Below are 23,845 nucleotides of genomic sequence, written 5' to 3' on the forward strand. Positions count from 1 at the left end.
ACACACCTCCGTACTGCGGCGCTCGGGTGTGGCGGGCGTTGGGCATACTGGCGCCGTGTGCGGACTGCTGGCCCTACTGCCTGACCCCTCCGCGACCGGCGGACCCGAGTTGACGGACGCGGTTTCCGGCGCGTCGCATCTGATGCGTCACCGCGGCCCCGACGAGCCGGGCACCTGGTCCGACGACCGGGTCGTGCTGGGGTTCAACCGGCTGTCGATCATCGACATCGCGCACAGCCACCAGCCGCTGCGGTGGGGCCCGCCGGAGGCGCCGGGCCGCTACGTGCTGGTGTTCAACGGCGAGATCTACAACTACCTCGAGCTGCGCGAGGAGCTGACCGCCCGGCACGGCGCGACGTTCGCCACCGACGGCGACGGCGAGGCGATCCTGGCCGCCTACCACCACTGGGGCACCGACGCGTTGACGCGGCTGCGGGGGATGTTCGCGTTCGCGCTGTGGGACACCTCGGTCGGCGAACTTTTCTGCGCCCGCGACCCGTTCGGCATCAAACCGCTGTACATGGCCGACGGGCCGGGCGGCACCGCGGTCGGCAGCGAGAAAAAGTGCCTGCTGGCGCTGGCCGACACGCTCGATCTGGACCTGAGCATCGACGAACGGGCCGTGCAGCACTACACGGTGCTGCAGTACGTGCCCGAACCCGAGACGCTGCACCGCGGGATCCGCCGACTGGAGTCGGGCAGCTACGCGCGGCTGCGGCCCGGCGCGGCCCCGGAGGTCACGCGCTATTTCACCCCGCGGTTCTCCCCCGTGCCGTTCGTCGCCGGCCGCGAGCAGGAGCGCTACGACGAGATCACCGCGGTGCTCGAGGATTCGGTCGCCAAGCACATGCGCGCCGACGTCACGGTGGGCGCGTTCCTGTCCGGCGGGATCGACTCCACGGCGATCGCGGCGCTGGCGATGCGGCACAACCCTCGGCTGATCACGTTCACCACCGGGTTCGAGCGCGAAGGCTTCTCGGAGGTCGACGTGGCCGTCGCGTCGGCCGAGGCGATCGGCGCCCGGCACGTCGCCAAGGTCGTCGACCAGGAGGAGTTCGTCGCCGCGCTGCCCGAAATCGTCTGGTACCTCGACGAACCCGTCGCCGACCCGGCGTTGGTGCCGCTGTTCTTCATCGCCCGCGAGGCCCGAAAGCACGTGAAGGTGGTGCTGTCCGGCGAAGGCGCCGACGAACTGTTCGGCGGCTACACGATCTATCGGGAGCCGTTGTCGCTCAAGCCGTTCGAGTATCTGCCGCGGCCGCTGCGCCGGTCGCTGGGCAAGGCGTCGCGGCCGCTGCCGGAGGGCATGCGCGGCAAGAGCCTGCTGCACCGCGGCTCGCTCACGCTCGAGGAGCGGTATTACGGCAACGCGCGCAGCTTCTCCGACGCGCAGTTGCGCGCCGTGTTGCCGGGGTTCCGGCAGGAGTGGACCCACACCGACGTCACCGCCCCGGTGTACGCGCAGTCACAGGGCTGGGACCCGGTGGCCCGCATGCAGCACGTCGACCTGTTCACCTGGTTGCGCGGCGACATCCTGGTCAAGGCCGACAAGATGACGATGGCCAACTCGCTGGAACTGCGGGTGCCGTTCCTGGACCCGGAGGTCTTCGCGGTGGCCTCCCGGCTCCCCTACGACCAGAAGATCACAAGAGCGACAACGAAGTTCGCGTTGCGCCGGGCGCTGGAGCCGATCGTGCCCGCGCATGTGCTCAACCGCCCGAAGCTGGGTTTCCCGGTGCCGATCCGGCACTGGCTGCGGGCGGGCGAACTGCTCGACTGGGCCCACTCGATGGTCGGCTCCTCGCAGGCGGGCGACCTGGTGGACCTGGCCGCGGTGCGCTCGATGCTCGACGAACACCGCGACGGCACCACCGATCACAGCCGACGGCTGTGGACGGTGCTGATCTTCATGCTGTGGCACGCGATCTTCGTCGAGCACAGCATCACCCCGCAGATCAGCGAGCCGACCTACCCCGTGCAGCTGTGAGTCAGCTCAGGGCCTTGCCGATCTCAGCGGCGGCGTCGGCCCCGTAGGCGTCCTCGAGGCGCTTGAGCGCCTCGTCGCGGTCCCAGTTCCACTCCTGCGGGCCGGGCGCCTCGAACACCAGCACCGCGACCAGCGAGGCGAGCTGCGCGGAGCGCTCGAGGCTCAGCCCGGCGCTGCGGCCGGTCAGGAAGCCGGCGCGGAACGCGTCGCCGATGCCGGTGGGGTCGGCCTTGTGCTTTTCCGGAACCACGTCGACGTGGATGAACGTGCCGTCCGAGCTGACCAGGTCCACACCCTTGGGGCCGAGCGTGGTGACCCGCAGCCCGATCTGGCTCATCACCTGGGCTTCGCTCCACCCGGACTTCTGCAGCAGCAGGTCCCACTCGTAGTCGTTGGTGAACAGGTAGGTCGCGCCGTCGATCAGCTTGCGGATCTCCTCACCCGACAGCCGCGCCAATTGCTGCGACGGGTCCGCGGCGAACGCGACGCCCAGGCGGCGGCACTCCTCGGTGTGCAGAAACATCGCTTCGGGATCGTTGGCGCCGACGATCACCAGGTCGGTCGTGCCCAGGCGTTTGGTCACCTCGGTCAGCGAGATGTTGCGCGCCTCGGACATCGCGCCCGGATAGAACGACGCAATCTGCGCCATGGCCTCGTCGGTGGTGCAGACGAACCGCGCGGTGTACGCGGAGTCGGACACCAGCACACTCTCGGTGTCCACGCCGACGGACTCCAGCCAGCTGCGGTAGTCGTCGAAGTCGCGCCCGACCGCGCCGACCAGCGCGACGTCGCCGCCGAGCACCCCGATCGCGTACGCCATGTTGCCCGCCACCCCGCCGCGGTGCACGACGAGGTCGTCGACCAGAAAGCTCAGCGACACCTTCTGCAGATGGTCGGGCAGGAGCTGTTCGGAGAACTTGCCCGGAAACCGCATCAGATGGTCGGTGGCAATTGATCCGGTAACCGCAATCGTCACGAACGAAGCCCTTCTTTTTGTTAAGTCGTCTAGAGAATTGTAGTGCGCTAACCTGCGTACGAAGATATGCCCGCTTCCAAAAAGCAACTGTAGACAGGCCTCTGACACCACACATTTTCGGGGAGCAAATCGATGACGGGTCCGTACCCGCCCCAATACGGTGCCGGGCCCTCCGGCCCGCAAATGCCTCCGCAGTCCATTCAGTATCCGGACACCATGGCGTCGGCGTATCCAGGGATGCTGCCGCCGCCGGTGCCGTACCGCAAGAAGCGCCGCTGGCCGGTGATCGCGGGCGCGGTGCTGGTCGTCGCGCTGATCGCGGCGGTGGTGGCGCTGGTCGCCACGGCCGACGGTGAGCAGGCGCCGCAATCATCGGCGCTGTCCGAGGAATCGGCCAAGGCCGCGATCCAGGACTACATCGACGCGCTGACCAACGGCGACGACGAGACCGTCGCCCGGCACACGCTGTGCGGGCTGTTCGACGCGGTGAAGGAGAAGCGATCGGACCTCGCGCTGGCCGGGTTGACCGGCGACGCGTTCCGTAAGCAGTACAGCAGCGCCGAGGTGGTCTCGATCGACAAGATGGTGCAGCCCTCGCCCAGTCAGGCGCAGGTGCTGTTCACGATGCGGGTGGTGCCGGCCAGTTCGTCGCGACGCGACCGGCCCACCAACAACGAGCAGCAGGCCGTCGCCCAGTTACTTGCCCAGGGCGACGAGGTCCTGGTCTGCTCGTATCTGCCGCGTACCGGCGGCCAGTTCTAGTTGAACGAGTCGCCGCAGGCGCACGAACCGGTGGCGTTCGGGTTGTCGATCGTGAAGCCCTGCTTCTCGATGCTGTCGACGAAGTCGATCGTCGCGCCCTGGACGTACGGCGCACTCATCCGGTCCACGGTCAGGCTGACGCCGCCGAACTCGACGGTCAGGTCGCCGTCGAGCGCCCGGTCGTCGAAGAAAAGGTTGTAGCGCAAGCCGGCGCAACCACCGGGCTGAACGGCGATGCGCAGGGCGAGGTCGTCGCGGCCCTCCTGGTCGAGCAACGCCTTGGCCTTGGCCGCCGCCGCGTCGGTCAGAACCACACCGTGGGTGGCGGTTGCCGTCTCTCCCTGAACTGTCATTTACGTCTCCTGTAGGCCTCATCGAGTGGCGCGTACTCAAACAACGGTACCTCTTTCGGCGGCTATTCCCGACTTTGTCCCCAGCCGGTGGCGGCCCTCACGGCGGAAGTACCCTTGCGGGTGTGAACCTGCTGGGCCGCAAGAAAGCCAACTCGTCGACACCGGACGCCGACGCGTCCGCAGATGTGTCCGAGAACACCGCTGAGAACACCGCCGAGTCGGCCGCCGCGAAGGCGGCGCGCGGTACCGCACCCAAGGGCAGGCCGACTCCCAAGCGCAGCGAGGCGGCGCGCCGGCGCGGCCCGGTGGCGCCCGCCCCGATGACCGCCGCCGAAGCGCGTCGTCGCCGCAAGGAGATGCGCAAGACGCTGACCCGCGAGGAGCGCAAGGCCGACAAGGCCGCCCGCCGCGAGGAGATGACTCAGCGCCGCGAGAAGATGATGGCCGGCGAGGAGGCCTACCTGCTGCCGCGCGACCGCGGTCCGGTGCGACGCTTCGTGCGCGACGTGGTCGATTCCCGGCGCAACGTGCTCGGGCTGTTCATGCCGTCGGCGCTGGGCCTGATCTTCGTCATGCTGGCCGTGCCGTCGGTCGAGGTGCAGCGACTGCTGTCCCCCGCGATGCTGGTGCTGGTCCTCATCATGGTGATCGACGGTTTCGTGGTCGGCCGCAAGGTCAACAAGCTGGTCGACGCGAAGTTCCCGGACAACACCGAAACCGGCTGGAAACTGGGCTTCTACGCGGCCAGCCGCGCCTCTCAGCTGCGCCGGATGCGCGCCCCGCGCCCCCAGGTCGAGCGTGGCGACAAGGTCGCCTGAGCCCGGTGTGCGTGCTGGTGCTCGGCGGTATCCGGTCGGGCAAGTCGCGGTGGGCCGAAGCCGCGCTGGCCGCGGCCGCACCTGAACCCCGACCGCTGCGCTACCTGGCCACCGGGCCTGATCCCGGCGGCGACGCGGACTGGGCGGCCCGCGTCGCCACCCACCGGCAGCGCCGCGAGGCCCGCTGGTTCACCGTCGAAACCACCGATGTCGCAACGCATCTGCGTACCGATCCGGTTCCGACGCTGGTCGACGACATCGGCGCCTGGCTGACCGCGGCGATGGACCGGGCGCAGGCGTGGACCGGCGGTTCGGTGGCCGACGAGGTGGATCACCTCGTCGACGCGGTCGCCGGCTACCGCGCCCCGCTGGCGTTGGTCAGCCCCGAGGTCGGGTTGACCGTGGTACCCGCGACGGCCGCCGGGCGCCGCTTCGCCGACGAACTCGGCGCGCTCAATCAGCGCCTGGCCGCGGTGAGCGACCGGGTGGTGCTCGTCGTCGCCGGACAGCCGGTCACGGTCAAGGAGCCGGCGTGACGGCACTGTTCGGGCACGTCGGCGCACCCGACGCCGCCGCGGCCGACGCGGCCCGGGCCCGCCAGGCGCGGCTGACCAAACCCGCCGGTTCGCTGGGCCGACTCGAGGACCTGTCGGTGTGGGTGGCGTCGTGTCAGGGCGTCTGCCCGCCGCGCCGGCTGCAGCGGGCCCGCGTCGTGGTGTTCGCCGCTGATCACGGTGTGGCCGCGGCCGGGGTGTCGGCCTATCCGCCCGACGTGACCGCGCAGATGGTCGCCAACATCGACGCCGGTGGCGCCGCGATCAACGTGCTCGCCGAGGTCGCCGGTGCGACGGTGCGCGTGCTCGACGTCGGCGTCGACGTCCAGACGCCGCACTCCCCCGCGATCGGCGCGCACAAGGTGCGTCGCGGCAGCGGCAACATCGCGGTCGAGGACGCGCTCAGCGAGGCCGAACTGGACGCGGCGATCGCCACGGGTAGGCGCATCGCCGACGAGGAGGTCGACTCCGGGGCCGACCTGCTGATCGCCGGTGACATGGGCATCGGAAACACCACTGCGGCAACAACTCTGGTGGCAGCACTGGCCGACTGCGAGCCGGTCGCGGTGGTGGGTCGCGGCACCGGCGTCGACGACGCCGGCTGGGCGCGCAAGACCGCCGCCATCCGCGATGCGCTGTTCCGCTGCCGCGGCACCACCGACCCGGTCACGCTGCTGCGGAAGGCCGGCGGCGCGGATCTGGCCGCGATGGCGGGTTTCTGCGCACAGGCCGCGGTGCGACGCACCCCGCTGCTGCTCGACGGCCTGGTGGTGACGGCCGCCGCGTTGGCCGCGGAACGGATGGCGCCCGGGGCCCGGCTGTGGTGGCAGGCCGGTCACCGCTCGACCGAGCCCGCCCACGCCGTCGCGCTGGACCGGCTGGGCCTGGACCCGATTCTGGACCTGCAGATGCGGCTCGGTGAGGGCACCGGTGCGGCGCTGGCGCTGCCGGTGGTGCACGCCGCGGTCGCCACGCTCGAGTCGATGGCGACCTTCGAAGAGGCGGGCGTCACGACCGATACGGTCCCGTGATCCGTTCTCTGGCAGGCGCTTTCGCGTTCGGAACCGTCGTCCCGGTGCGCACTCAGGCCGCCGTCGGGCGCGGGGTCATGACGGCGTTCCCGACGGTCGGGCTGGCGCTGGGGGCCCTGGCCGCCGCCGTGCTGTGGGCCGCGTCGTGGGCGTTCGGTCCCGGTGCGTTGGCGGGGGTGCTCGGGGTCGCGGTCGTGGTGCTGGCCACCCGCGGGCTGCACATCGACGGGCTGTCCGACACCGTCGACGCGCTGGGCTGCTACGGCCCGCCCGAGCGTGCGCTCGAGGTGATGCGCGGCGGCGCGGCGGGCCCGTTCGGGGTGGCCGCGGTGGTGCTGACGCTGCTGCTGCAGGCGTTGGCGTTGGCTCAGCTCAGCGTTGTCGCGGTGGTGGCGGCGCTGACCTGCGGGCGGGTCGCGGCGGTGCTGGCCTGCCGGCGCGGGGTGCCCGCGGCGGCGGGCAGCGCGCTGGGCGCGCGGGTGGCCGGCACCCAGCCCATCGTCGTGGTCGCGGCCTGGGTTGTCGTGGTGGCCGCCCTGGCCGGGTGGGCCTGCGCGCGGCCGTGGCAGGGCCCGGTCGCGGTGCTGGTGGCGCTGCTCTGCGGCGCCGTGCTGGTCGCGCACTGCGTGCGGCGGTTCGGCGGGGTGACCGGCGACGTGCTCGGCGCCGCGGTCGAGGTGACGACGACGGTCGCGGCGCTGGGCCTGGCGATCGGCTAGTTCAGCCGCGCCATCCAGCCGTGGGTGTCGGCGAACGTGCCGCGCTGGATACCGGTCAGGGTGTCGCGCAGCGCCATTGTGATCTCGCCCGGCCCGCCGTCGGCGATGGTGAACTCACCGTCGGCGTGCTTGACCCGCGCGACCGGGGTGATCACCGCGGCCGTCCCGCAGGCGAACACCTCGGTGATCTCGCCCGCGGCGACCTTCTTCTGCCACTCGTCGACGTCGATTTTGCGTTCCTCGACCGCGAACCCGGCGTCGGATGCCAACTGCAGCAGGGAGTCCCGCGTGACGCCGGGCAGAATCGAGCCGCTGAGCTCCGGGGTCACCAGACGCGCCGAACCGCCGCTGCCGAACACGAAGAACAGGTTCATCCCGCCCATCTCCTCGACGTAGCGGCGCTCGGCGGCGTCCAGCCACACCACCTGGTCGCAGTCGTTGTCGGTGGCCTGGGCCTGCGCGAGCAGCGAAGCGGCGTAGTTGCCGCCGAACTTCGCCGCGCCGGTGCCGCCCGGGCACGCGCGCACGTATTCGGTCGACAGCCACACGCTGACCGGTTTGATGCCGCCCTTGAAGTACGCGCCGGCCGGTGAGCCGATCACCAGGTAGCGGTACTCGGTTGCGGGCCGCACACCCAGCCCCGGCTCGGTGGCGATCACGAACGGCCGCAAGTACAGCGACTCCTCACCCCCGGCCGGTGGCACCCACTGCTCGTCGACGGCGATCAGTTGGCGCAGCGACTCGATGAACACCTCTTCGGGCAGTTCGGGGATCGCCAACCGGCGCGCCGACACCCGCAGCCGGGCCGCGTTGGCCTCGGGCCGGAACGACACGATCGAACCGTCGCCCCAGCGGTAGGCCTTGAGGCCTTCGAAGATCTCCTGCGCGTAGTGCAGCACCACCGCCGACGGGTCGAGTTCGATGGGCCCGTACGGGATCACCCGCGCGTTGTGCCAGCCCTGACCCTCGGCGTAGTCGATCGACACCATGTGGTCGCTGTGGAACTGGCCGAACCCCGGGTTGGCCAGGATCGAAGCCCGTACCTCATCGCTCGCCCGGTTCGCATTGTGCTCAACCGTGAACTCGAGGGGGCCGTCAGTCATGCAGCGATTGTATATCTGCGCGCTAACGAGTTTTCGCCGCGATGAACGGGGGCTTGACCACTTCGCACTCGACGGCGCGGCCGCGGACGTCGACGGCGACGCGCTGGCCGTCGGCGATGTCGGCCGCGGTGTCGATGAGCGCCAGCCCGATACCGACTTTCAGTGTGGGAGAGAAGGTTCCCGATGTCGTCACACCCACCGGCCGGTCGCCGTCGAGCACGGTGAGGTCGGCTCGCAGCACGCCGCGGCCGACGGCCTTCAAACCGCGCAGCAGCCGCGGCGGCCCGGCCTCCTTCTCGGCCAGCAGCGCGTCGCGGCCCCAGAACGCGTCCTTCTTCCAGCCGATGGCCCACCCGCACCGCGCCTGCAGCGGCGAGAAGTCCGGTGACAGCTCGTGACCGTGCAGCGGGTAGCCCATCTCGGTGCGCAGTGTGTCGCGCGCGCCCAGCCCGGCCAGTTCGCCGCCGGCCTCGGTGACCTTCTCGAGCAGCGCGTCGAACACGACGCCGGCGCGGTCCCACGGCGGCAGCACCTCGTAGCCGTGCTCGCCGGTGTAGCCGGTGCGGCACACCCGCACGGGCACGCCGGAGAACTCGGCGTCGGCGTAGCCCATGTAGTCCATGCCGGTCGGCAGGTCGAGCGCGGCCAGGACATCGGCCGACTTCGGGCCCTGCACGGCCAGCACCCCGTACGAGCGGTGCTCGTCGGTGATCGTCAGCACGGCGGGCGCCCGCTGCTGCAGCGCCGCGACGACGGCGGCGGTGTTGGCCGCGTTGGGCACCAGGAAGATCTCGTCGTCGGCGACGTAGTAGGCGATCAGGTCGTCGATGACACCACCGGAGTCGTTGCAGCACAGCGTGTATTGCGCCTTGCCGGGTCCGATCCGGCGCAGGTCGTTGCTCAGCGCCGAGTTGATGTATTCGGCGGCGCCCGGTCCGCGTACCAGCGCCTTGCCCAGATGGCTGACGTCGAACAGGCCGACGGTGGTCCTGGTGGAGGTGTGCTCGCTGACCGTCCCGGCGTAGGAGACCGGCATCAGCCACCCGGCGAATTCGGCGAAGTTGGCACCCAGTTCGCGGTGGCGGTCTTCCAGCGGGCCCTTCAACACTTGCGTCACGCCGATCCACCCTAATCCGCGTCGGCGCTTGGCACACTTGGCCGGGTGGTCGACGCGCAGCGCAGGGCGGCGCTGATCGAGTATCTCGCTTCGCTGGGGTTCACCGCCGAGGAGATGGCCGACGCCGAACGCCGCGGCCGGCTGTTCGGCCTGGCCGGGGACGCGCTGCTGCGGTCAGGCCCGCCGACGGTCACTGCCCGTCAGGCCGCCGACCGGCTCGGCATGTCGCTCGACGAGTTCGTCCACATCTGGCAGGCGCTGGGCCTGACGGTCGCCGACCCGGAGCTGCCCACGCTGAGCGACGCCGACCTCGACGCGCTGCGGTCCTGGCAGGCGATCAGCGCCCTGGCCGGCGCCGACGCCGCGCTGAACTTCCTGCGCATCGTCGGTGCGACGATGTCGCGGCTGGCGGAGGCGAGCTCGACGATGACCCGGATCGCCGAGCCCGACGTGCTGATGACCCACACCAACGACGAACTGGCCACGGCGAAGGCCTACCGCGCCATCGCCGAGCTGGTGCCGGGCCTCGCGGCGTTGATGGACGCGGTGTGGCGTCACCACATCACCAGCGCCAGGGTGTACTTCGAGGAGGTCATCCACGACACGTCGGCCAGCGTGACCTGCGGCGTCGGTTTCGCCGACCTGTCGGGGTTCACCGCGATGACCCAGCGGCTGTCCCCCACCGAACTCTCGGATCTGCTGACCCGGTTCGGCGGCGAGGTCAGCGACGTGGTGCATTCGCGGGGTGGACGGGTGGTGAAGTTCATCGGCGATGAGGTGATGTGGGTGACCGCCTCCCCCAAACAGCTCGTGCAGATCGCTGTTGCGCTGGTGGGTTACGCCCGGGCCCGCGACGCCGGTCTGCGGGTGAGGGCCGGGTTGGGTTACGGGTCGGTGCTCGCGATCGGCGGCGACTACTTCGGAACCCCGGTCAACCTGGCCGCCCGGCTGGTCAGCGCCGCCGAACCCGGTCAGATCCTCGCCGGAGCCGACGTGCGCGACGCCCTGCCAGACCGGCCCGCCGTCGAGTTGGTCCCGTTGACACTCAAGGGGTTCGAGACCCCGGTCCCGGCCTACGACCTGTCCGTCGACGACTGAAGCTAGGGTTGGGTTCCGTGAGCGCTGCATACGCCGGATACCAGGCCCCCGCCGTCACCGTCAGTTCGTCGCTGCCCAAACGCGCGGGCGCCGCGGTGTTGATCGTGCCCGTCGTCTCCTCGGGCGACGACGGCGCCGAACAGGCGACCGCGAAGGTGCTGGCCGGCCCGTCGCTCCCCGCGGAGGCGGTCGGTCAGATCGAGAGCGCCCTGCAGGCGCTGGGCGCCAAGGGCGGCGCCGAGCAGGTGACGCGCGTCGTGGTTCCTGCGCTGCCGGTCGCCAGCGTGCTGGCGGTGGGTCTGGGCAAGCCGCGCGACGAATACCCCGCGGACCTGGTCCGGCGGGCGGCCGGCGCTGCCGCGCGCGCGCTGAACGGCACCGAGAAAGTGCTGACCACGCTGTCGGAGCTCGACGTGTCGGCGGCGGTCGAGGGGCTGATCCTGGGTTCCTACCGGTTCACCGCGTTCCGCAGCGACAAGACCGCGCCCAAGGATTCCGGGCTGCGCGAGATCGTCGCGCTGAGCACCGACGCCAAGTCCGCCAAGCAGGCGGCCCAGCGCGCGGCCGACATCGGTGCCGCGGTCGCCACCGCACGCGACCTGGTCAACACCCCGCCCAGCCACCTGTTTCCCGCCGAATTCGCCTCGCGCGCAAAGGCTTTGGGTGAGGCGGTCGGCCTGACGGTAGAGATCCTCGACGAGAAGGCGTTGGAGAAGGGCGGCTACGGCGGCATCATCGGCGTCGGGAAGGGTTCGTCGCGCCCGCCGCGGCTGGTGCGGCTGACCCACAAGGGCGCCAAACGCAAAGGCAAGCGGGTGGCGCTGGTCGGCAAGGGCATCACGTTCGACACCGGCGGCATCTCGATCAAGCCGGCCGCCAACATGCACCACATGACTTCGGACATGGGCGGCGCCGCAGCCGTGATCGCGACCGTCGTGCTGGCCGCCAAGCAGAAGCTGCCGATCGACGTGATCGCGACGGTGCCGATGGCCGAGAACATGCCGTCGTCGACAGCGCAGCGCCCCGGTGACGTGCTGACGCAGTACGGCGGCATCACTGTCGAGGTGCTCAACACCGACGCCGAGGGCCGGCTGATCCTGGCCGACGCGATCGTGCGCGCCGGCGAGGACGATCCGGACTACCTGATCGAGACGTCGACGCTGACCGGCGCGCAGACCGTCGCGCTGGGTGCGCGCACGCCCGGGGTGATGGGCAGCGACGAGTTCCGCGACCGGGTCGCCGACCTCTCCCAGGCAGTCGGCGAGAACGCCTGGGCGATGCCGCTTCCGGAGGAACTGAAGGACGATCTGAAGTCGACGGTCGCCGATCTGGCCAATGTCAGCGGTTCGCGGTTCGCCGGAATGTTGGTGGCGGGCACGTATCTTCGCGAGTTCGTGCCCGAAGGTGTGCAGTGGGCGCACATCGACATCGCCGGGCCGGCCTACAACACCAGCGGCCCGTGGGGTTACACCGGCAAGGGTGGCACCGGCGTGCCGACCCGCACGATGTTCGCGGTGCTCGAGGACATCGCCGCCAACGGGTAGACGCACGCTGTCACGCCGCACCCCTGCCCCGCCGCAACCCGACGCTCGCCGACCGACCGACCACCCCCGTCGCGTCGAGCGTCGAGATTTTTGCGAGTTTTAGGCGAAATCGCACCAAAAACCCGACGCTCGCCGACAGACTGACCACCCCCGTCGCGCCGCACCCCCGCCCCGCCGCACCCTGCCGCGTCGAGCGTCGCCGCACCCCGCCGAGCGTCGAGAATTTCGCGAGTTTCGGGCCAAATCGCACCAAAAACCCGACGCTCGCCGACCGACCGACAGACCGACAGGCCGACCGACCGAAAGTCCGACGGCTAGAGCACCCGTCCCCTCGCGGTGCTACGCATCACCTGCGGCAGCGCGTGCGCGACGGCGTAGACGAGGTGGGCCTCTGGAGCTACCGGGCGGACGGGCTTGTTCCTCTTGACCGACGAGACGATCGCCTTGGCCACCTTGTCCGGGCCGTAACGCCTTGTGCCGAAGGCTTTTACGAGCTGCGCGCGACGCGCCTCGACCTTGCCCTGCAGCGCGGCCGGCGCATCGAAGCGGGTGGTACGCACGATGTTGGTGTCGATCACGCCCGGGCACACGGTCGTCAGACCGATACCGGCTTGGTCGAGTTCGGCGCGCAGACAGTCGCCGAACATGAACACCGCGGCCTTGCTGGTCGCGTAGGCGTTCATCGACTGTTGCGGTGCGTACGCCGCCATCGACGAGACGTTGACGACGTGCCCGCCCGTACCGCGCTCGACCATCCGCCGGCCGAACGACCGGCAGCAGTTCACCACGCCGCCGAAGTTGATCGACAGCACCCGGTCGTATTCCGCACGCGGAGTGTCGAGGAACATGCCGGCGTGCCCGACACCCGCGTTGTTGACCACCACGTCGGGCACCCCGTGCTCGGCGCACACGCGCTCGGCGAACTGCTCCACGTCCTCGGCGTCCGACACATCGACGACATAGGCGTGTGCGACGCCTCCGCCCGCGGCGATCTGCGCGGCCGTCTCCTTGACGGTGCCCTCGTCGATGTCGCTGACCACGATTTCGGCGCCCTCCCGGGCGAACGCCAACGCAGTCGCGCGTCCGATGCCGCTGCCGGCCCCCGTCACCGAAACCAGTGTGTCCCCGAAGTATTCGCGTTTGCGGCCGACCTGCGCCCGCCGCAGTTCGCGCGCTGGCGGGGCGCCGTCGAGGTGGTCGGCGAGTTGGCGCACCGCGCGGGCGATCGACTCCGCATGCGACATCGGTGACCAGTGGCCGGCGCTCACGTCGCGACGCCACAGCCGCGACACCCACTTTCGGGTGTCCTCGTACGGGTAGGGCCGAACGAACGGGTCGTCGAGGTTGACGATCGTCTGCACCGGCACGTCGACGTAGTGGTCGCGGTGCGTGGAGAACAGCAAGCGCAGATAGTTCGCCCGGTACACCTTGAGGCCGTTGACCGCGTCGGCGGTCAGGTTCGGCGAGTGGTGCACGCGCTGCTCGGGGATGCCGTCGCGCACCGTCAACAGCCGCGTCAACGTGCCCCGGCGAAACTGGCGGCGCACGACCGCGGGGCCGAGCACGGGCACCGAGAACAGAGCCATATAGCTGAGCCGGGCAAGTTGGCCGACCGCGCGGGCGAACCGGCGCGGGCGGTAGGGCCGCACCAACGCGCCGATGACGTAGCGGTGCAGATGGTCGGCGCTCGGGCCGGAAACCGAGGTGAACGAGGCGACGCGCTCGTCGGCGCCTGCGCGCGCGAGGTACTCCCACACCGTCGCCGAACCCCAGTCGTGCGCCAGCACATGCACCGGCACCCCGGGACTGGTCGCGGCGACGACCTCCGCGAAGTCGTCAGCCAGGCGGTCCAGCCGGTAGGCCGAAACTGGTTGAGGCACAGCCGATCTGCCCGCACCACGGCTGTCGTAGCGGATGATCCGGAAGTGGTCTTCGAGCAGCGCGACCACACCGTCCCAGAGCACGTGCGAATCCGGCCAGCCGTGCACGAGCACCAGCGGCGGGCCGTCGGGGTTGCCCTGTTCGTACACCGCGATCCGGACGTCGTCGACGCTGTCGACGAACCGCTCGGCGATCTCCCCCATCACACCTCCAGGCGACTAGGCGGTACCGCCGGTACCGTATCAGGGCCTCAGCGGTCGTCGAGTTCGCGGCGCTGCGCTCGGCGGCGCTCGATGCGGCGGCGCTCGTCGTAGTCGCGCATCCGCTGCGGGTAGCCGACCTTCTGTACGTCGTAGACGGGGATCTTGAGCCGGTCGGACAACCGGCGCGCGCCGGCGTCGCCACCGGCCCGGCGGCGCGTCCATTCCCCGTCGGCGGCCACCAGCACGACGGTGACGTCGGTGACGGTGGTCTTCGGTTCGACGAACGCCTCGACGCCGGTGTGGGTGGCGACCCAGTGGCGCAGGTATTCGAGATCGGCGGCCGGGTCGTTACCGGGTCGGCGGCCGCCGCGCTTTTTGCGGCGGAACTTGTCGAGCACTCCCACTGATGCCCGCGCTCCCTTCGCTCACCCCTTTTTTCCGATAGTGCCAGAGCCACCGGTCGGACGGTCTGCAGCGAGCCACGCGCCAGGACGTGACAGGATGGACATGCAGTCGATCCACCCAGCACCACTGACCAACCGTTCAAGGGAGCGAGGGAGTCAATCACATGGCCATCTCCGTCCAGATGCCGGCACTCGGCGAGAGCGTCACCGAGGGAACTGTCACCCGATGGCTCAAGCAAGAGGGCGACACGGTTGAACAGGACGAGCCGCTGCTGGAGGTCTCGACCGACAAGGTCGACACCGAGATCCCCGCTCCCGCTTCCGGTGTGCTGAAGAAGATCGTCGCGCAGGAGGACGACACCGTTGAGGTGGGCGGCGAGCTGGCTGTGATCGGCGATGCGGACGACGACGGCGGTGACAGCTCCAGCGACGACGACGCAAGCGACGACGCAAGCGGCGACGAGCAGCCCGCCGAAGAGGAGAAGCCCGCCGAAGAGCCGGCTGCGCAGTCTGAGCCGGCTGCCGAGGAGACCGAGGCGGAACCCGAGCCCGAGTCCAAGCCGGCCGCCAAGTCGTCGGGCAAGAGCACCCCGGTGCTGATGCCCGAACTCGGCGAGTCGGTCACCGAGGGCACGGTGACGCGGTGGCTGAAGAAGGTCGGCGACTCGGTGGAGGTCGACGAGCCGCTGCTGGAGGTGTCCACCGACAAGGTCGACACCGAGATCCCGTCACCGGTGGCGGGCACGCTGGTGTCGATCACCGCCGAGGAAGACGACACGGTGGAGGTCGGCGGCGAGCTGGCCCGGATCGGTGAGGCCGGCGCAGAACCCGAACCCGAACCCGAACCAGAGCCCGAACCGGAACCCGAGCCGGAACCGGAACCGGAACCGGAGCAGGAACCCGAGCCGGAACCCGAGCCGGAGCCGGAGCCCGAGCCGAAGCAGGAAGCCAAGCCGCAGCCCAAGCCCGAGCCCGAGCCCAAACCGGAACCGAAGCGGGAGCCCGCGCCACAGCCGGCCGGCGACTCCGGTCCGTACGTCACACCGCTGGTGCGAAAGTTGGCCGCCGAGAACGACGTTGACCTCGCGAGCGTCAAGGGCACCGGGGTCGGCGGGCGGATCCGCAAGCAGGACGTGCTGGCCGCGGCCGAAGCGAGCAAGAAGTCGTCGACCGGACAGGCCGCCGAGGCGCCGGGCAGGTCCCCCGCCGCTGCGACCGCGCCCGCCGACGCGTCGTCGTCCGCGCTGGCGCACCTGCGCGGCACCACGCAGAAGGCCACCCGGATCCGGCAGCTGACCGCCAAGAAGACCCGGGAATCGTTGCAGGCCACCGCGCAACTGACGCAGACCCACGAGGTCGACATGACCAAGATCGTGGCGCTGCGGGCCAGGGCGAAGGCCAGCTTCGCCGAACGCGAAGGCGTCAACCTGACGTATCTGCCGTTCATCGCCGTCGCCGTGGTCGACGCGCTCAAGGCGCATCCGAACGTCAACGCCAGCTACAACGAGGACACCAAGGAGATCACCTACTACGACGCCGAACATCTCGGCTTCGCGGTCGACACCGAGCAGGGCCTGCTGTCCCCGGTGGTCAAGAACGCCGGCGACCTGTCGCTGGCCGGGCTGGCCCGGGCGATCGCCGACATCGCCGCCCGCGCCCGCTCGGGTGACCTCAAGCCCGACGAGCTGTCCGGCGGCACGTTCACCATCACCAACATCGGCAGCCAGGGCGCGTTGTTCGACACGCCGATCCTGGTGCCGCCGCAGGCGGCGATGCTGGGCACCGGCGCGATCGTCAAACGGCCGCGGGTGATCTCCGACGAGTTCGGCAACGAGTCGATCGGTGTGCGTTCGGTGTGCTACCTGCCGCTGACCTACGACCACCGGCTGATCGACGGCGCGGACGCCGGACGTTTCCTGACGACCATCAAGCGTCGCCTCGAGGAAGGCGCGTTCGAAGCGGACCTCGGCCTGTAGCGGTCCGCAGAAAGGCTTGCGCCTGTCGTGTCCGTCATCGCGATAGCCGGTTCGTCCGGCCTGATCGGCACGGCGTTGGTGTACGCGCTGCGCGCCACCGACCACCGGGTGATCCGCATCGTGCGGCGCGCGCCGTCCAACGCCGACGAGGTGTTCTGGAACCCCGACACCGGTGAGTTCGACGCGGCCGCGTTGGCCGGGGTGGACGCCGTCGTCAACCTGTGCGGCGTCGGCGTCGGGGACAAACGGTGGTCCGGCGCGTTCAAACAGAGCCTGCGCGACAGCCGGATAGGGCCCACCGAGGTGCTGACCGCGGCGGTCACCGAGGCCGGCGTGCCGACGCTGATCAACGCCAGCGCGGTCGGCTACTACGGCGACACCGGCAGCCGGATCACCGACGAGACCGCCCCGGCGGGCGACGGTTTCCTGGCCGACCTGTGCGTCGACTGGGAGGCCGCCGCGATGTCCGCGCAGCGCGACGGCGCCCGGGTGGTGCTGCTGCGGTCCGGTTTGGTGCTGGCCCCGGGTGGCGGGGTTCTGCCGCGGCTGCGGTCGCTGTTCTCGCTGGGGCTGGGCGCGCGGCTGGGCAACGGGCGTCAGTACATGCCGTGGATCAGCATCGAAGACGAAGTGCGCGCCGTGCTGTTCGCGATCGCCCACGACGAGTTGTCCGGGCCGGTCAACCTGACCGGGCCCGCGCCCGTCACCAACGCGGAGTTCACCACCGCGCTGGGCCGAGCGCTCAACAGGCCCACCGCGCTGATGGTTCCGGGCTTCGCGCTGCGGGCAGCGCTCGGCGAGTTCGCCGACGAAGGGCTGCTCGACGGTCAGCGGGCGATCCCCGCCGCGCTGGAACGCGCCGGGTTCGCGTTCCACCACAACACGATCGGGGAAGCGCTGGCGTTCGCCACCTCGACGCCGGAGTAGCCTGGTCAGCGTGGTGATTTCGATCCGCTCGGCCACCGGGCCCGTGGACGTGCGCTCGCTGGGCACGGTCGACTACCGGGAGGCGTGGCGGATGCAGCGCGAGCTCGCCGACCAGCGGGTGGCCGACGGTTCCGACACGCTGCTGCTGCTCGAGCATCCGCCGGTATACACCGCGGGCAAACGCACTCTCGACGAGGAGCGGCCCGGACCCGAGTCCGCTGTCCCCGTCGTCGACACCGACCGCGGCGGCAAGATCACCTGGCACGGCCCCGGCCAGCTGGTCGGCTATCCGATCGTCGGCCTGGCCGAACCGCTCGATGTGGTGAATTTCGTTCGCCGGATCGAGGAAGCGCTGATCAAGGTGTGCGCCGACGTCGGCCTGCAGACGGTCCGCGTGCCGGGCCGCTCGGGAGTCTGGGTGCCGGCCGACGCGCGCGGGCCGGCCCGCAAGATCGGCGCGATCGGCATCCGGGTGTCACGCGCGGTGACCCTGCACGGGTTCGCACTGAACTGCGACTGCGACCTGTCGGCGTTCTCGGCGATCGTGCCGTGCGGTATCGCCGACGCCGGGGTCACTTCGCTGACGGCGGAACTCGGCCGCCGGGTGCCGGTCACCGAGGTGAGCGCCCAGGTTGCGGAGGCCGTATGCGATGCGCTCGACGGCCATCTGGTAGTAGCGTTGACCCAGTGACAGTCGTTCCGGAAGGCCGCAAGCTCCTGCGTCTCGAGGTGCGCAACGCCGAGACCCCGATCGAACGCAAGCCGCCGTGGATCAAGACCCGAGCCAAGATGGGGCCGGAGTACAAGGACCTCAAGGCGCTGGTCAAGCGCGAAGGTCTGCACACGGTCTGCGAGGAGGCCGGCTGCCCGAACATCTTCGAGTGCTGGGAGGACCGCGAGGCCACCTTCCTGATCGGCGGCGAGCAGTGCACCCGTCGCTGCGACTTCTGCCAGATCGACACCGGTAAGCCCGCCGAGTTGGACCGCGATGAACCGCGCCGGGTCGCCGAGAGCGTGGCCGCGATGGGTCTGCGCTATTCGACGGTTACCGGGGTGGCCCGCGACGACCTGCCCGACGGCGGCGCCTGGCTGTACGCCGAGACCGTGCGCGCGATCAAGGAGCTCAACCCCAACACCGGCGTCGAGTTGCTGATCCCCGACTTCAACGCCGAGCCCGAGCTGCTGCGGGAGGTTTTCGAGTCGCGCCCGGAAGTGTTGGCGCACAACGTCGAGACCGTGCCGCGGATTTTCAAGCGGATCCGGCCCGGCTTCCGCTACGAGCGCAGTCTGGCGGTGCTGACCGCCGCGCGCGAGTTCGGTCTGGTGACCAAGTCGAACCTGATCCTCGGCATGGGCGAGACCCCCGAGGAGGTCCGCAGCGCGCTGGTCGATCTGCACGAGGCCGGCTGCGACCTGGTGACGATCACCCAGTACCTGCGGCCGTCGGTGCGCCACCACCCGGTCGAGCGCTGGGTCAAGCCCGAGGAGTTCGTCGAGCACGAGGCGTACGCGCAGGAGGTCGGATTCGCCGGCGTGCTCGCGGGTCCGCTGGTGCGCTCGTCGTACCGGGCGGGAAGGCTGTACGCCCAGGCAGTCGCCTCACGGCGATCCGTATCCTGAACCCATGGCGAAGACCCGCAACCCCGAGGCCGTCAAGGCCGCCAAGGCTGAGGCGAAGGCGGCCCGCAAAGCGGCCTCCAAGCAGCGCCGCAGCCAGTTGTGGCAGGCATTCCAGATCCAGCGCAAAGAGGACAAGCGGCTGCTGCCGTACATGATCGGCGCGTTCGTGCTGGTCGTCGCGGCGTCGGTGGCGTTGGGGCTCTACGCGGGTGGGATCGCGACGTTCACGATGATCCCGCTGGGCATCGTGCTCGGCGCGCTGGTCGCGTTCATCATCTTCGGTCGACGCGCGCAGAAGTCGGTGTACCGCAAGGCCGAGGGCCAGACCGGCGCGGCGGCCTGGGCGCTGGACAACCTGCGCGGCAAGTGGCGGGTGACCCCGGGTGTCGCGGCGACCGGTCACTTCGACGCGGTGCACCGGGTGATCGGCAGGCCCGGCGTGATCTTCGTCGGCGAGGGTTCGCCGACGCGGGTGCGGCCGCTGCTGGCGCAGGAGAAGAAGCGCACGGCCCGACTGGTCGGCGACACCCCGATCTACGACGTCATCATCGGCAACGGTGAGGGCGAGGTTCCGCTGGCCAAGCTGGAACGGCATCTGAACAAGTTGCCTGCCAACATCACGGTCAAGCAGTTGGACGCGCTGGAGTCGCGGCTGGCGGCACTGGGCTCGAAGGTGGGGCCGGCGGCCATGCCCAAGGGGCCGCTGCCGGCGCAGGCCAAGATGCGCGGGGTGCAGCGCACCGTACGGCGACGCTGACCCCCTGGCGCGCCGCCTTGCGGCTGCGTCAATTTATCCGCGATACTCCCCCGAATGTGTACCGCGTGCGAATGGGCCCCCCACTTCGCGTCTTTCGGGCGGACCCGCGGCGTCGGACCGACCAGGCGAACGGCGTTGCGCGCGGCGGCCGTCGTCCTGGCGGCGACCGCGGCAAGCGCCTGTTCGCTGACCCCGGCCGCCCCGCAGCCCGACCGTGGCGAGGGAAACCGGTACGCCGACTTCGTGTTTCGCAACGGTCCGGTCTACACCGTCGCGGCTCCCGGGATGTGGGCGCAGGCGGTGGCCGTCTCGGGCAACAGGATCAGCCACGTCGGCGACGAGGCCGGGGCGATGGCGCTGGCCGGCCCGGACACCCGGGTCGTCGACCTGGCCGGGCGGCTGCTGATGCCCGGCTTCGTCGAAGCGCACATCCACCCGTTTCTCGGCGCCTTCCTGACGTCGGGTGTGGATCTGCAGGTGCCGACCGGACAGGACGCGCTGGCCGCGATCGCGCGGTACGCGAAGGACAACCCCGACGGGCCGGTGCGCGGATTCGGTTGGCGGGTGGACATGTTCGGGCCCGACGGACCCACTCGCGGCGAGCTCGACCGGGTGTTGCCCGACCGGCCGGGGTTCTTCTTCGCGATCGACGGGCACAGCCTGTGGGCCAACAGCGCGGCCCTGGAGATGGCCGGCGTCGACCGCGACACCGAGGACCCGATCCCGGGTTTCAGTTACTACGCGCGGGACCGCAACGGCGACCCGACCGGTTACGTGCTCGAGGTCAACGCGGCGCTGAGCCTCGTCGACGCCATCGAGCCGATCTCCGCGCAGGCCATGGGGCGCCTGCTCGAAGGCTGGCTGCCGAAGGCGTCGGCGGCCGGGATCACGTCGGTGTTCGACGCCGGCGTCCCGCCGGTCGGTGCCGACCAGGGCGCGTTGATCGGCCTGTACACCGAGGTGGCCGGCCGCGGGCAGTTGCCGTTCCGGGTGGTGGCGTCCTACAGCGTGAAGGGCCCGCCGTTCGACGACGCGGTGGCGAAGTTGACCGACATCCGCGACCGGTTCTCGACCGATCTGGTGCGCCCGGACGTCGTCAAGATCGTCGGCGATGGCACCCAGGGCGGCTACACCGCCTGGCTGATCGAGCCCTTTGCGGACAAGCCGGAGTCGACGGGTGGGTCGCCGTTCACCGAACCGCAGTGGCAGCAGCTGATCGGGCAGGTCGACGCGGCCGGGTTCGACGTGCACGTGCACGCGTGCGGAGAGCGGACGGCGCGCGTCGCGCTGGACGCGATCGAGCGGGCGGTGGCGGCCAATCCCCCACGCGACCGCAGGCACGCGATCGCGCATCTGGTCTACGTCGAGGACCTGGACAGCCGGCGGTTCGGTGAACTCGGTGTCGTCGCGCAGTTCTCGGCGAACTGGATGTCGCCGGATCCCGACACCCTGGAGAACATGGCCGCGCGCTACGGCCGCCCGCGCCAGGACCTGATGTATCGCCCGCAGGAGGTGCTGCGTTCGGGTGGGCGGATTTCGTTGGGCACGGACTGGCCGGCGGCGGGGTACTTCTCGACCTACCGGCCGCTGGACTCGATCCAGATCGGGGTCACCCGCCAGCTGATCGGCCAGACGGACGCCGCGGTACTGGCTCCGGCGGATCAGCGGTTGTCGGTCGCCGAGGCCGTGCATGCGAACACGCTCGGCGCGGCGTATCAGCTGCGGATGGACGACACGGTCGGATCATTGGAGGCGGGCAAGCTGGCCGACATGATCGTGCTCGACAGGAACATCTTCGAGGTCGACCCTCGCGAGATCCACCGGACGACGGTCGCGCTGACGATGATGGACGGCCGGATCCGCCACGAGGCCTGACGCGCGGCGGTTGGTTACCGACGAACCACCGCGGTGTTGGTGAAACGGTCCTGGTAACCGCGGAAGTCGCGGTCGGTGAACAGCGCGGGGATGACGAAGAACACCAGCACACCGCGCACCGTGGCGCGGCCGATCCCGACGTGCTGGCGATGGTCGACGGACGCGACCCGCAGGCCCAGCGCCCACTGCCCGGGCGTGAAACCGAACAGCCGCACCGAGACGATGCCGAGCAGAAGCCACACCGCCGCGATCGACGTCGAGCCCAGCGAGGTGTACAGGAACATCTCCCGGCTGATCGCCCCGACGGCCACCGTGAGTGAGGTCAGCCCGTAGGCGATGAACCAGTCGATCAGCAGCGCCGCGATGCGTCGACCGAACCTGGCGATCGACCCGGGACCGGTTTCCGGCAAACCGAGGCGTTTTCCGGGGTAGTCGTCTGGTCCGGCGTCACTGGTCGGATCCGGACCCGACAGCCAGGACCCCAACGTTCGCGCCATAGTGACAGGATAGGCGGGACGCCAGGTTGCTCTTCGGCCCCCGCGAGAGCCGAGATTGCGTAACGTCGGCGCAACATACGGTTGACGGCCGTGCAACATCGTGTCCTTAGCGTCAACGCGCGGGTTATCAATCTAAGGAGAGAACTTCAGTGGCAGAAAAGACGGCCGACGACATTCTCAAGCAGATCAAGGACGAGGAAGTCGAATACGTCGACATCCGATTCTGCGATCTGCCCGGCGTCGTACAGCACTTCTCGATCCCGGCTTCGGCCTTCACCCAGGACGTCTTCGAGGACGGCCTGGCCTTCGACGGCTCGTCGGTTCGCGGCTTCCAGTCGATCCACGAATCCGACATGATGCTGCTACCGGATCCCGCGACCGCTCGCATCGACCCGTTCCGCGCCGCCAAGACGCTGAACATGAACTTCTTCGTGCACGATCCGTTCACCCGTGAGGCCTACTCGCGCGACCCGCGCAACGTGGCCCGCAAAGCGGAGAACTACCTGGCCAGCACCGGCATCGCCGACACCGCGTACTTCGGTGCCGAGGCCGAGTTCTACATCTTCGACTCGGTGACCTTCGACTCCCGCATCAACGGCACCTTCTACGAGGTGGATTCGGAGTCCGGGTGGTGGAACACCGGTGAGCCGCTGGAGGCCGACGGCAGCCAGAACCGCGGCTACAAGGTGCGGCCCAAGGGCGGCTACTTCCCGGTCGCGCCGTATGACCACTACGTCGACCTGCGCGACCAGATGGCGACCAACCTGCAGAACGCGGGCTTCATCCTCGAGCGCGGCCACCACGAGGTCGGCACCGCCGGCCAGGCCGAGATCAACTACAAGTTCAACACGATGCTGCACGCGGCCGACGATGTGCTGCTGTTCAAGTACATCATCAAGAACACCGCGTGGCAGGCCGGCAAGACGGTGACGTTCATGCCCAAGCCGCTGTTCGGTGACAACGGCTCCGGTATGCACGCACACCAGTCGCTGTGGAAGGACGGCCAGCCGCTGTTCCACGACGAGTCGGGCTACGCGGGCCTGTCCGACCTCGCACGCCACTACATCGGCGGCATCCTGCACCACGCCCCGTCACTGCTGGCGTTCACCAACCCGACGGTGAACTCCTACAAGCGGCTGGTGCCGGGGTACGAGGCGCCGATCAACCTGGTCTACAGCCAGCGCAACCGTTCGGCGTGTGTGCGCATCCCGATCACCGGCAACAACCCGAAGGCCAAGCGCCTCGAGTTCCGCTGCCCGGACAGCTCGGGTAACCCGTACCTGGCGTTCGCGGCGATGCTGATGGCCGGCATCGACGGGATCAAGAAGAAGATCGAGCCGCTGACGCCGGTCGACAAGGACCTCTACGAGCTGCCGCCGGAGGAGGCCGCCAACATTCCGCAGGCGCCCACCTCGCTGTCGGCGGTCATCGACAAGCTCGAAGAGGACCACGACTACCTCACCGAGGGCGGGGTGTTCACCGAGGATCTGATCGAGACCTGGATCTCCTACAAGCGGGAGAACGAGATCATGCCGATCCAGATCCGTCCGCATCCGTACGAGGTGGCCCTGTACTACGACGTGTAGACACGTGCCGACGCTTCGGGCCGGGGGTCGCTCCCCCGGCCCGAAGTGTTTTCGGTG

Annotated in this window: 22 protein-coding genes; 15 read left to right on the plus strand and 7 right to left on the minus strand. The window is 69.8% G+C overall.

What is annotated here, in order from left to right:
- The first annotated feature begins 55 nt into the window (after nt 1-55).
- Nucleotides 56-1,987 carry an asparagine synthase (glutamine-hydrolyzing) gene (gene asnB / locus BHQ18_RS06365; protein WP_069412759.1) on the plus strand — a complete coding sequence of 644 codons (1,932 nt, stop codon included), beginning with the start codon at nt 56-58 and terminating at the stop codon, nt 1,985-1,987.
- 1 nt (nt 1,988) lies between these two features.
- On the opposite strand, the gene BHQ18_RS06370 is transcribed toward asnB, so the two are convergent.
- The gene (locus tag BHQ18_RS06370; protein ID WP_069412760.1) at nt 1,989-2,963 is read right to left on the minus strand and encodes a carbohydrate kinase family protein; all 975 of its coding nucleotides are present in this window, start codon (nt 2,961-2,963) and stop codon (nt 1,989-1,991) included.
- Nucleotides 2,964-3,095: 132 nt separating this feature from the next.
- Between BHQ18_RS06370 and BHQ18_RS06375 the strand changes: the two genes are divergently transcribed.
- Entirely contained in the window at nt 3,096-3,725 is a 630-nt protein-coding gene (locus BHQ18_RS06375) for an Rv0361 family membrane protein (RefSeq protein WP_069412761.1), read from the plus strand.
- Here BHQ18_RS06375 and BHQ18_RS06380 read toward each other — a convergent pair.
- Complete coding sequence (locus BHQ18_RS06380; RefSeq protein WP_069412762.1) at nt 3,722-4,078, minus strand: HesB/IscA family protein; 357 nt, start codon at nt 4,076-4,078, stop codon at nt 3,722-3,724. The two genes, BHQ18_RS06375 and BHQ18_RS06380, sit on opposite strands and share 4 nt — an antisense overlap.
- Before the next feature lie 185 nt (nt 4,079-4,263).
- Here BHQ18_RS06380 and BHQ18_RS06385 point away from each other — a divergent pair, with 185 nt between their 5' ends.
- Genes BHQ18_RS06385 through BHQ18_RS06400 form a run of 4 tightly spaced genes read left to right on the plus strand, consistent with a single transcriptional unit; the run spans nt 4,264 to nt 7,200 of the window.
- Nucleotides 4,264-4,896 carry a DUF3043 domain-containing protein gene (locus BHQ18_RS06385; RefSeq protein ID WP_084293935.1) on the plus strand — a complete coding sequence of 211 codons (633 nt, stop codon included), beginning with the start codon at nt 4,264-4,266 and terminating at the stop codon, nt 4,894-4,896.
- 5 nt (nt 4,897-4,901) lie between these two features.
- Nucleotides 4,902-5,432, plus strand: a complete 531-nt coding sequence (locus BHQ18_RS06390) for a bifunctional adenosylcobinamide kinase/adenosylcobinamide-phosphate guanylyltransferase (protein ID WP_069412764.1) — start codon at nt 4,902-4,904, stop codon at nt 5,430-5,432.
- A complete protein-coding gene (gene cobT / locus BHQ18_RS06395; RefSeq protein WP_069412765.1) occupies nt 5,429-6,481 on the plus strand; it encodes a nicotinate-nucleotide--dimethylbenzimidazole phosphoribosyltransferase in 1,053 nt (350 codons plus the stop codon). Before BHQ18_RS06390 ends, cobT begins: the two co-directional genes overlap by 4 nt.
- The gene (locus BHQ18_RS06400; protein WP_069412766.1) at nt 6,478-7,200 is read left to right on the plus strand and encodes an adenosylcobinamide-GDP ribazoletransferase; all 723 of its coding nucleotides are present in this window, start codon (nt 6,478-6,480) and stop codon (nt 7,198-7,200) included. Before cobT ends, BHQ18_RS06400 begins: the two co-directional genes overlap by 4 nt.
- On the opposite strand, the gene BHQ18_RS06405 is transcribed toward BHQ18_RS06400, so the two are convergent.
- Both BHQ18_RS06405 and gcvT read right to left on the minus strand, forming a co-directional pair.
- Complete coding sequence (locus tag BHQ18_RS06405) at nt 7,197-8,303, minus strand: branched-chain amino acid aminotransferase (protein WP_069412767.1); 1,107 nt, start codon at nt 8,301-8,303, stop codon at nt 7,197-7,199. The genes BHQ18_RS06400 and BHQ18_RS06405 overlap by 4 nt on opposite strands.
- 22 nt (nt 8,304-8,325) lie before the next feature.
- On the minus strand, nt 8,326-9,420 hold the full coding sequence (gcvT, locus tag BHQ18_RS06410; protein WP_069412768.1) for a glycine cleavage system aminomethyltransferase GcvT: 1,095 nt from the start codon (nt 9,418-9,420) through the stop codon (nt 8,326-8,328).
- Between the two features lie 45 nt (nt 9,421-9,465).
- On the opposite strand from gcvT, the gene BHQ18_RS06415 reads away from it, so the two are divergent.
- Nucleotides 9,466-10,518 (plus strand): adenylate/guanylate cyclase domain-containing protein, encoded by a 1,053-nt coding sequence (locus tag BHQ18_RS06415; RefSeq protein WP_069412769.1) that lies wholly within the window; start codon nt 9,466-9,468, stop codon nt 10,516-10,518.
- A 17-nt stretch (nt 10,519-10,535) separates the two neighbouring features.
- A complete protein-coding gene (locus tag BHQ18_RS06420) occupies nt 10,536-12,062 on the plus strand; it encodes a leucyl aminopeptidase (RefSeq protein WP_069412770.1) in 1,527 nt (508 codons plus the stop codon).
- A gap of 314 nt (nt 12,063-12,376) precedes the next feature.
- On the opposite strand, the gene BHQ18_RS06425 is transcribed toward BHQ18_RS06420, so the two are convergent.
- Nucleotides 12,377-14,146, minus strand: coding sequence for an SDR family oxidoreductase (locus BHQ18_RS06425; protein WP_069412771.1), 1,770 nt, complete (start codon nt 14,144-14,146; stop codon nt 12,377-12,379).
- A 47-nt stretch (nt 14,147-14,193) separates the two neighbouring features.
- Nucleotides 14,194-14,550 (minus strand): oxidoreductase, encoded by a 357-nt coding sequence (locus tag BHQ18_RS06430; RefSeq protein ID WP_069412772.1) that lies wholly within the window; start codon nt 14,548-14,550, stop codon nt 14,194-14,196.
- Between the two features lie 164 nt (nt 14,551-14,714).
- On the opposite strand from BHQ18_RS06430, the gene sucB reads away from it, so the two are divergent.
- Genes sucB through BHQ18_RS06460 form a run of 6 tightly spaced genes read left to right on the plus strand, consistent with a single transcriptional unit; the run spans nt 14,715 to nt 21,705 of the window.
- Nucleotides 14,715-16,526, plus strand: a complete 1,812-nt coding sequence (gene sucB, locus BHQ18_RS06435; RefSeq protein ID WP_069412773.1) for a 2-oxoglutarate dehydrogenase, E2 component, dihydrolipoamide succinyltransferase — start codon at nt 14,715-14,717, stop codon at nt 16,524-16,526.
- A 27-nt stretch (nt 16,527-16,553) separates the two neighbouring features.
- Nucleotides 16,554-17,453, plus strand: coding sequence for a TIGR01777 family oxidoreductase (locus tag BHQ18_RS06440; protein ID WP_069412774.1), 900 nt, complete (start codon nt 16,554-16,556; stop codon nt 17,451-17,453).
- 13 nt (nt 17,454-17,466) lie between these two features.
- A complete protein-coding gene (gene lipB, locus BHQ18_RS06445) occupies nt 17,467-18,144 on the plus strand; it encodes a lipoyl(octanoyl) transferase LipB (protein WP_084293936.1) in 678 nt (225 codons plus the stop codon).
- A complete protein-coding gene (lipA, locus tag BHQ18_RS06450) occupies nt 18,099-19,073 on the plus strand; it encodes a lipoyl synthase (RefSeq protein WP_276045825.1) in 975 nt (324 codons plus the stop codon). The genes lipB and lipA overlap by 46 nt, the downstream gene beginning before the upstream one ends.
- A gap of 4 nt (nt 19,074-19,077) precedes the next feature.
- Nucleotides 19,078-19,830, plus strand: coding sequence for a DUF4191 domain-containing protein (locus tag BHQ18_RS06455; RefSeq protein WP_069412777.1), 753 nt, complete (start codon nt 19,078-19,080; stop codon nt 19,828-19,830).
- Nucleotides 19,831-19,884: 54 nt separating this feature from the next.
- Nucleotides 19,885-21,705 carry an amidohydrolase gene (locus BHQ18_RS06460; RefSeq protein WP_084293919.1) on the plus strand — a complete coding sequence of 607 codons (1,821 nt, stop codon included), beginning with the start codon at nt 19,885-19,887 and terminating at the stop codon, nt 21,703-21,705.
- A gap of 14 nt (nt 21,706-21,719) precedes the next feature.
- On the opposite strand, the gene BHQ18_RS06465 is transcribed toward BHQ18_RS06460, so the two are convergent.
- Nucleotides 21,720-22,202, minus strand: a complete 483-nt coding sequence (locus BHQ18_RS06465; RefSeq protein WP_069412779.1) for an RDD family protein — start codon at nt 22,200-22,202, stop codon at nt 21,720-21,722.
- 149 nt (nt 22,203-22,351) lie between these two features.
- Between BHQ18_RS06465 and glnA the strand changes: the two genes are divergently transcribed.
- Nucleotides 22,352-23,788, plus strand: a complete 1,437-nt coding sequence (gene glnA, locus BHQ18_RS06470) for a type I glutamate--ammonia ligase (protein WP_069412780.1) — start codon at nt 22,352-22,354, stop codon at nt 23,786-23,788.
- The last annotated feature ends 57 nt before the right edge of the window (nt 23,789-23,845 follow it).

This window comes from Mycolicibacterium flavescens, assembly GCF_001722335.1.
GTDB lineage: Bacteria > Actinomycetota > Actinomycetes > Mycobacteriales > Mycobacteriaceae > Mycobacterium > Mycobacterium flavescens.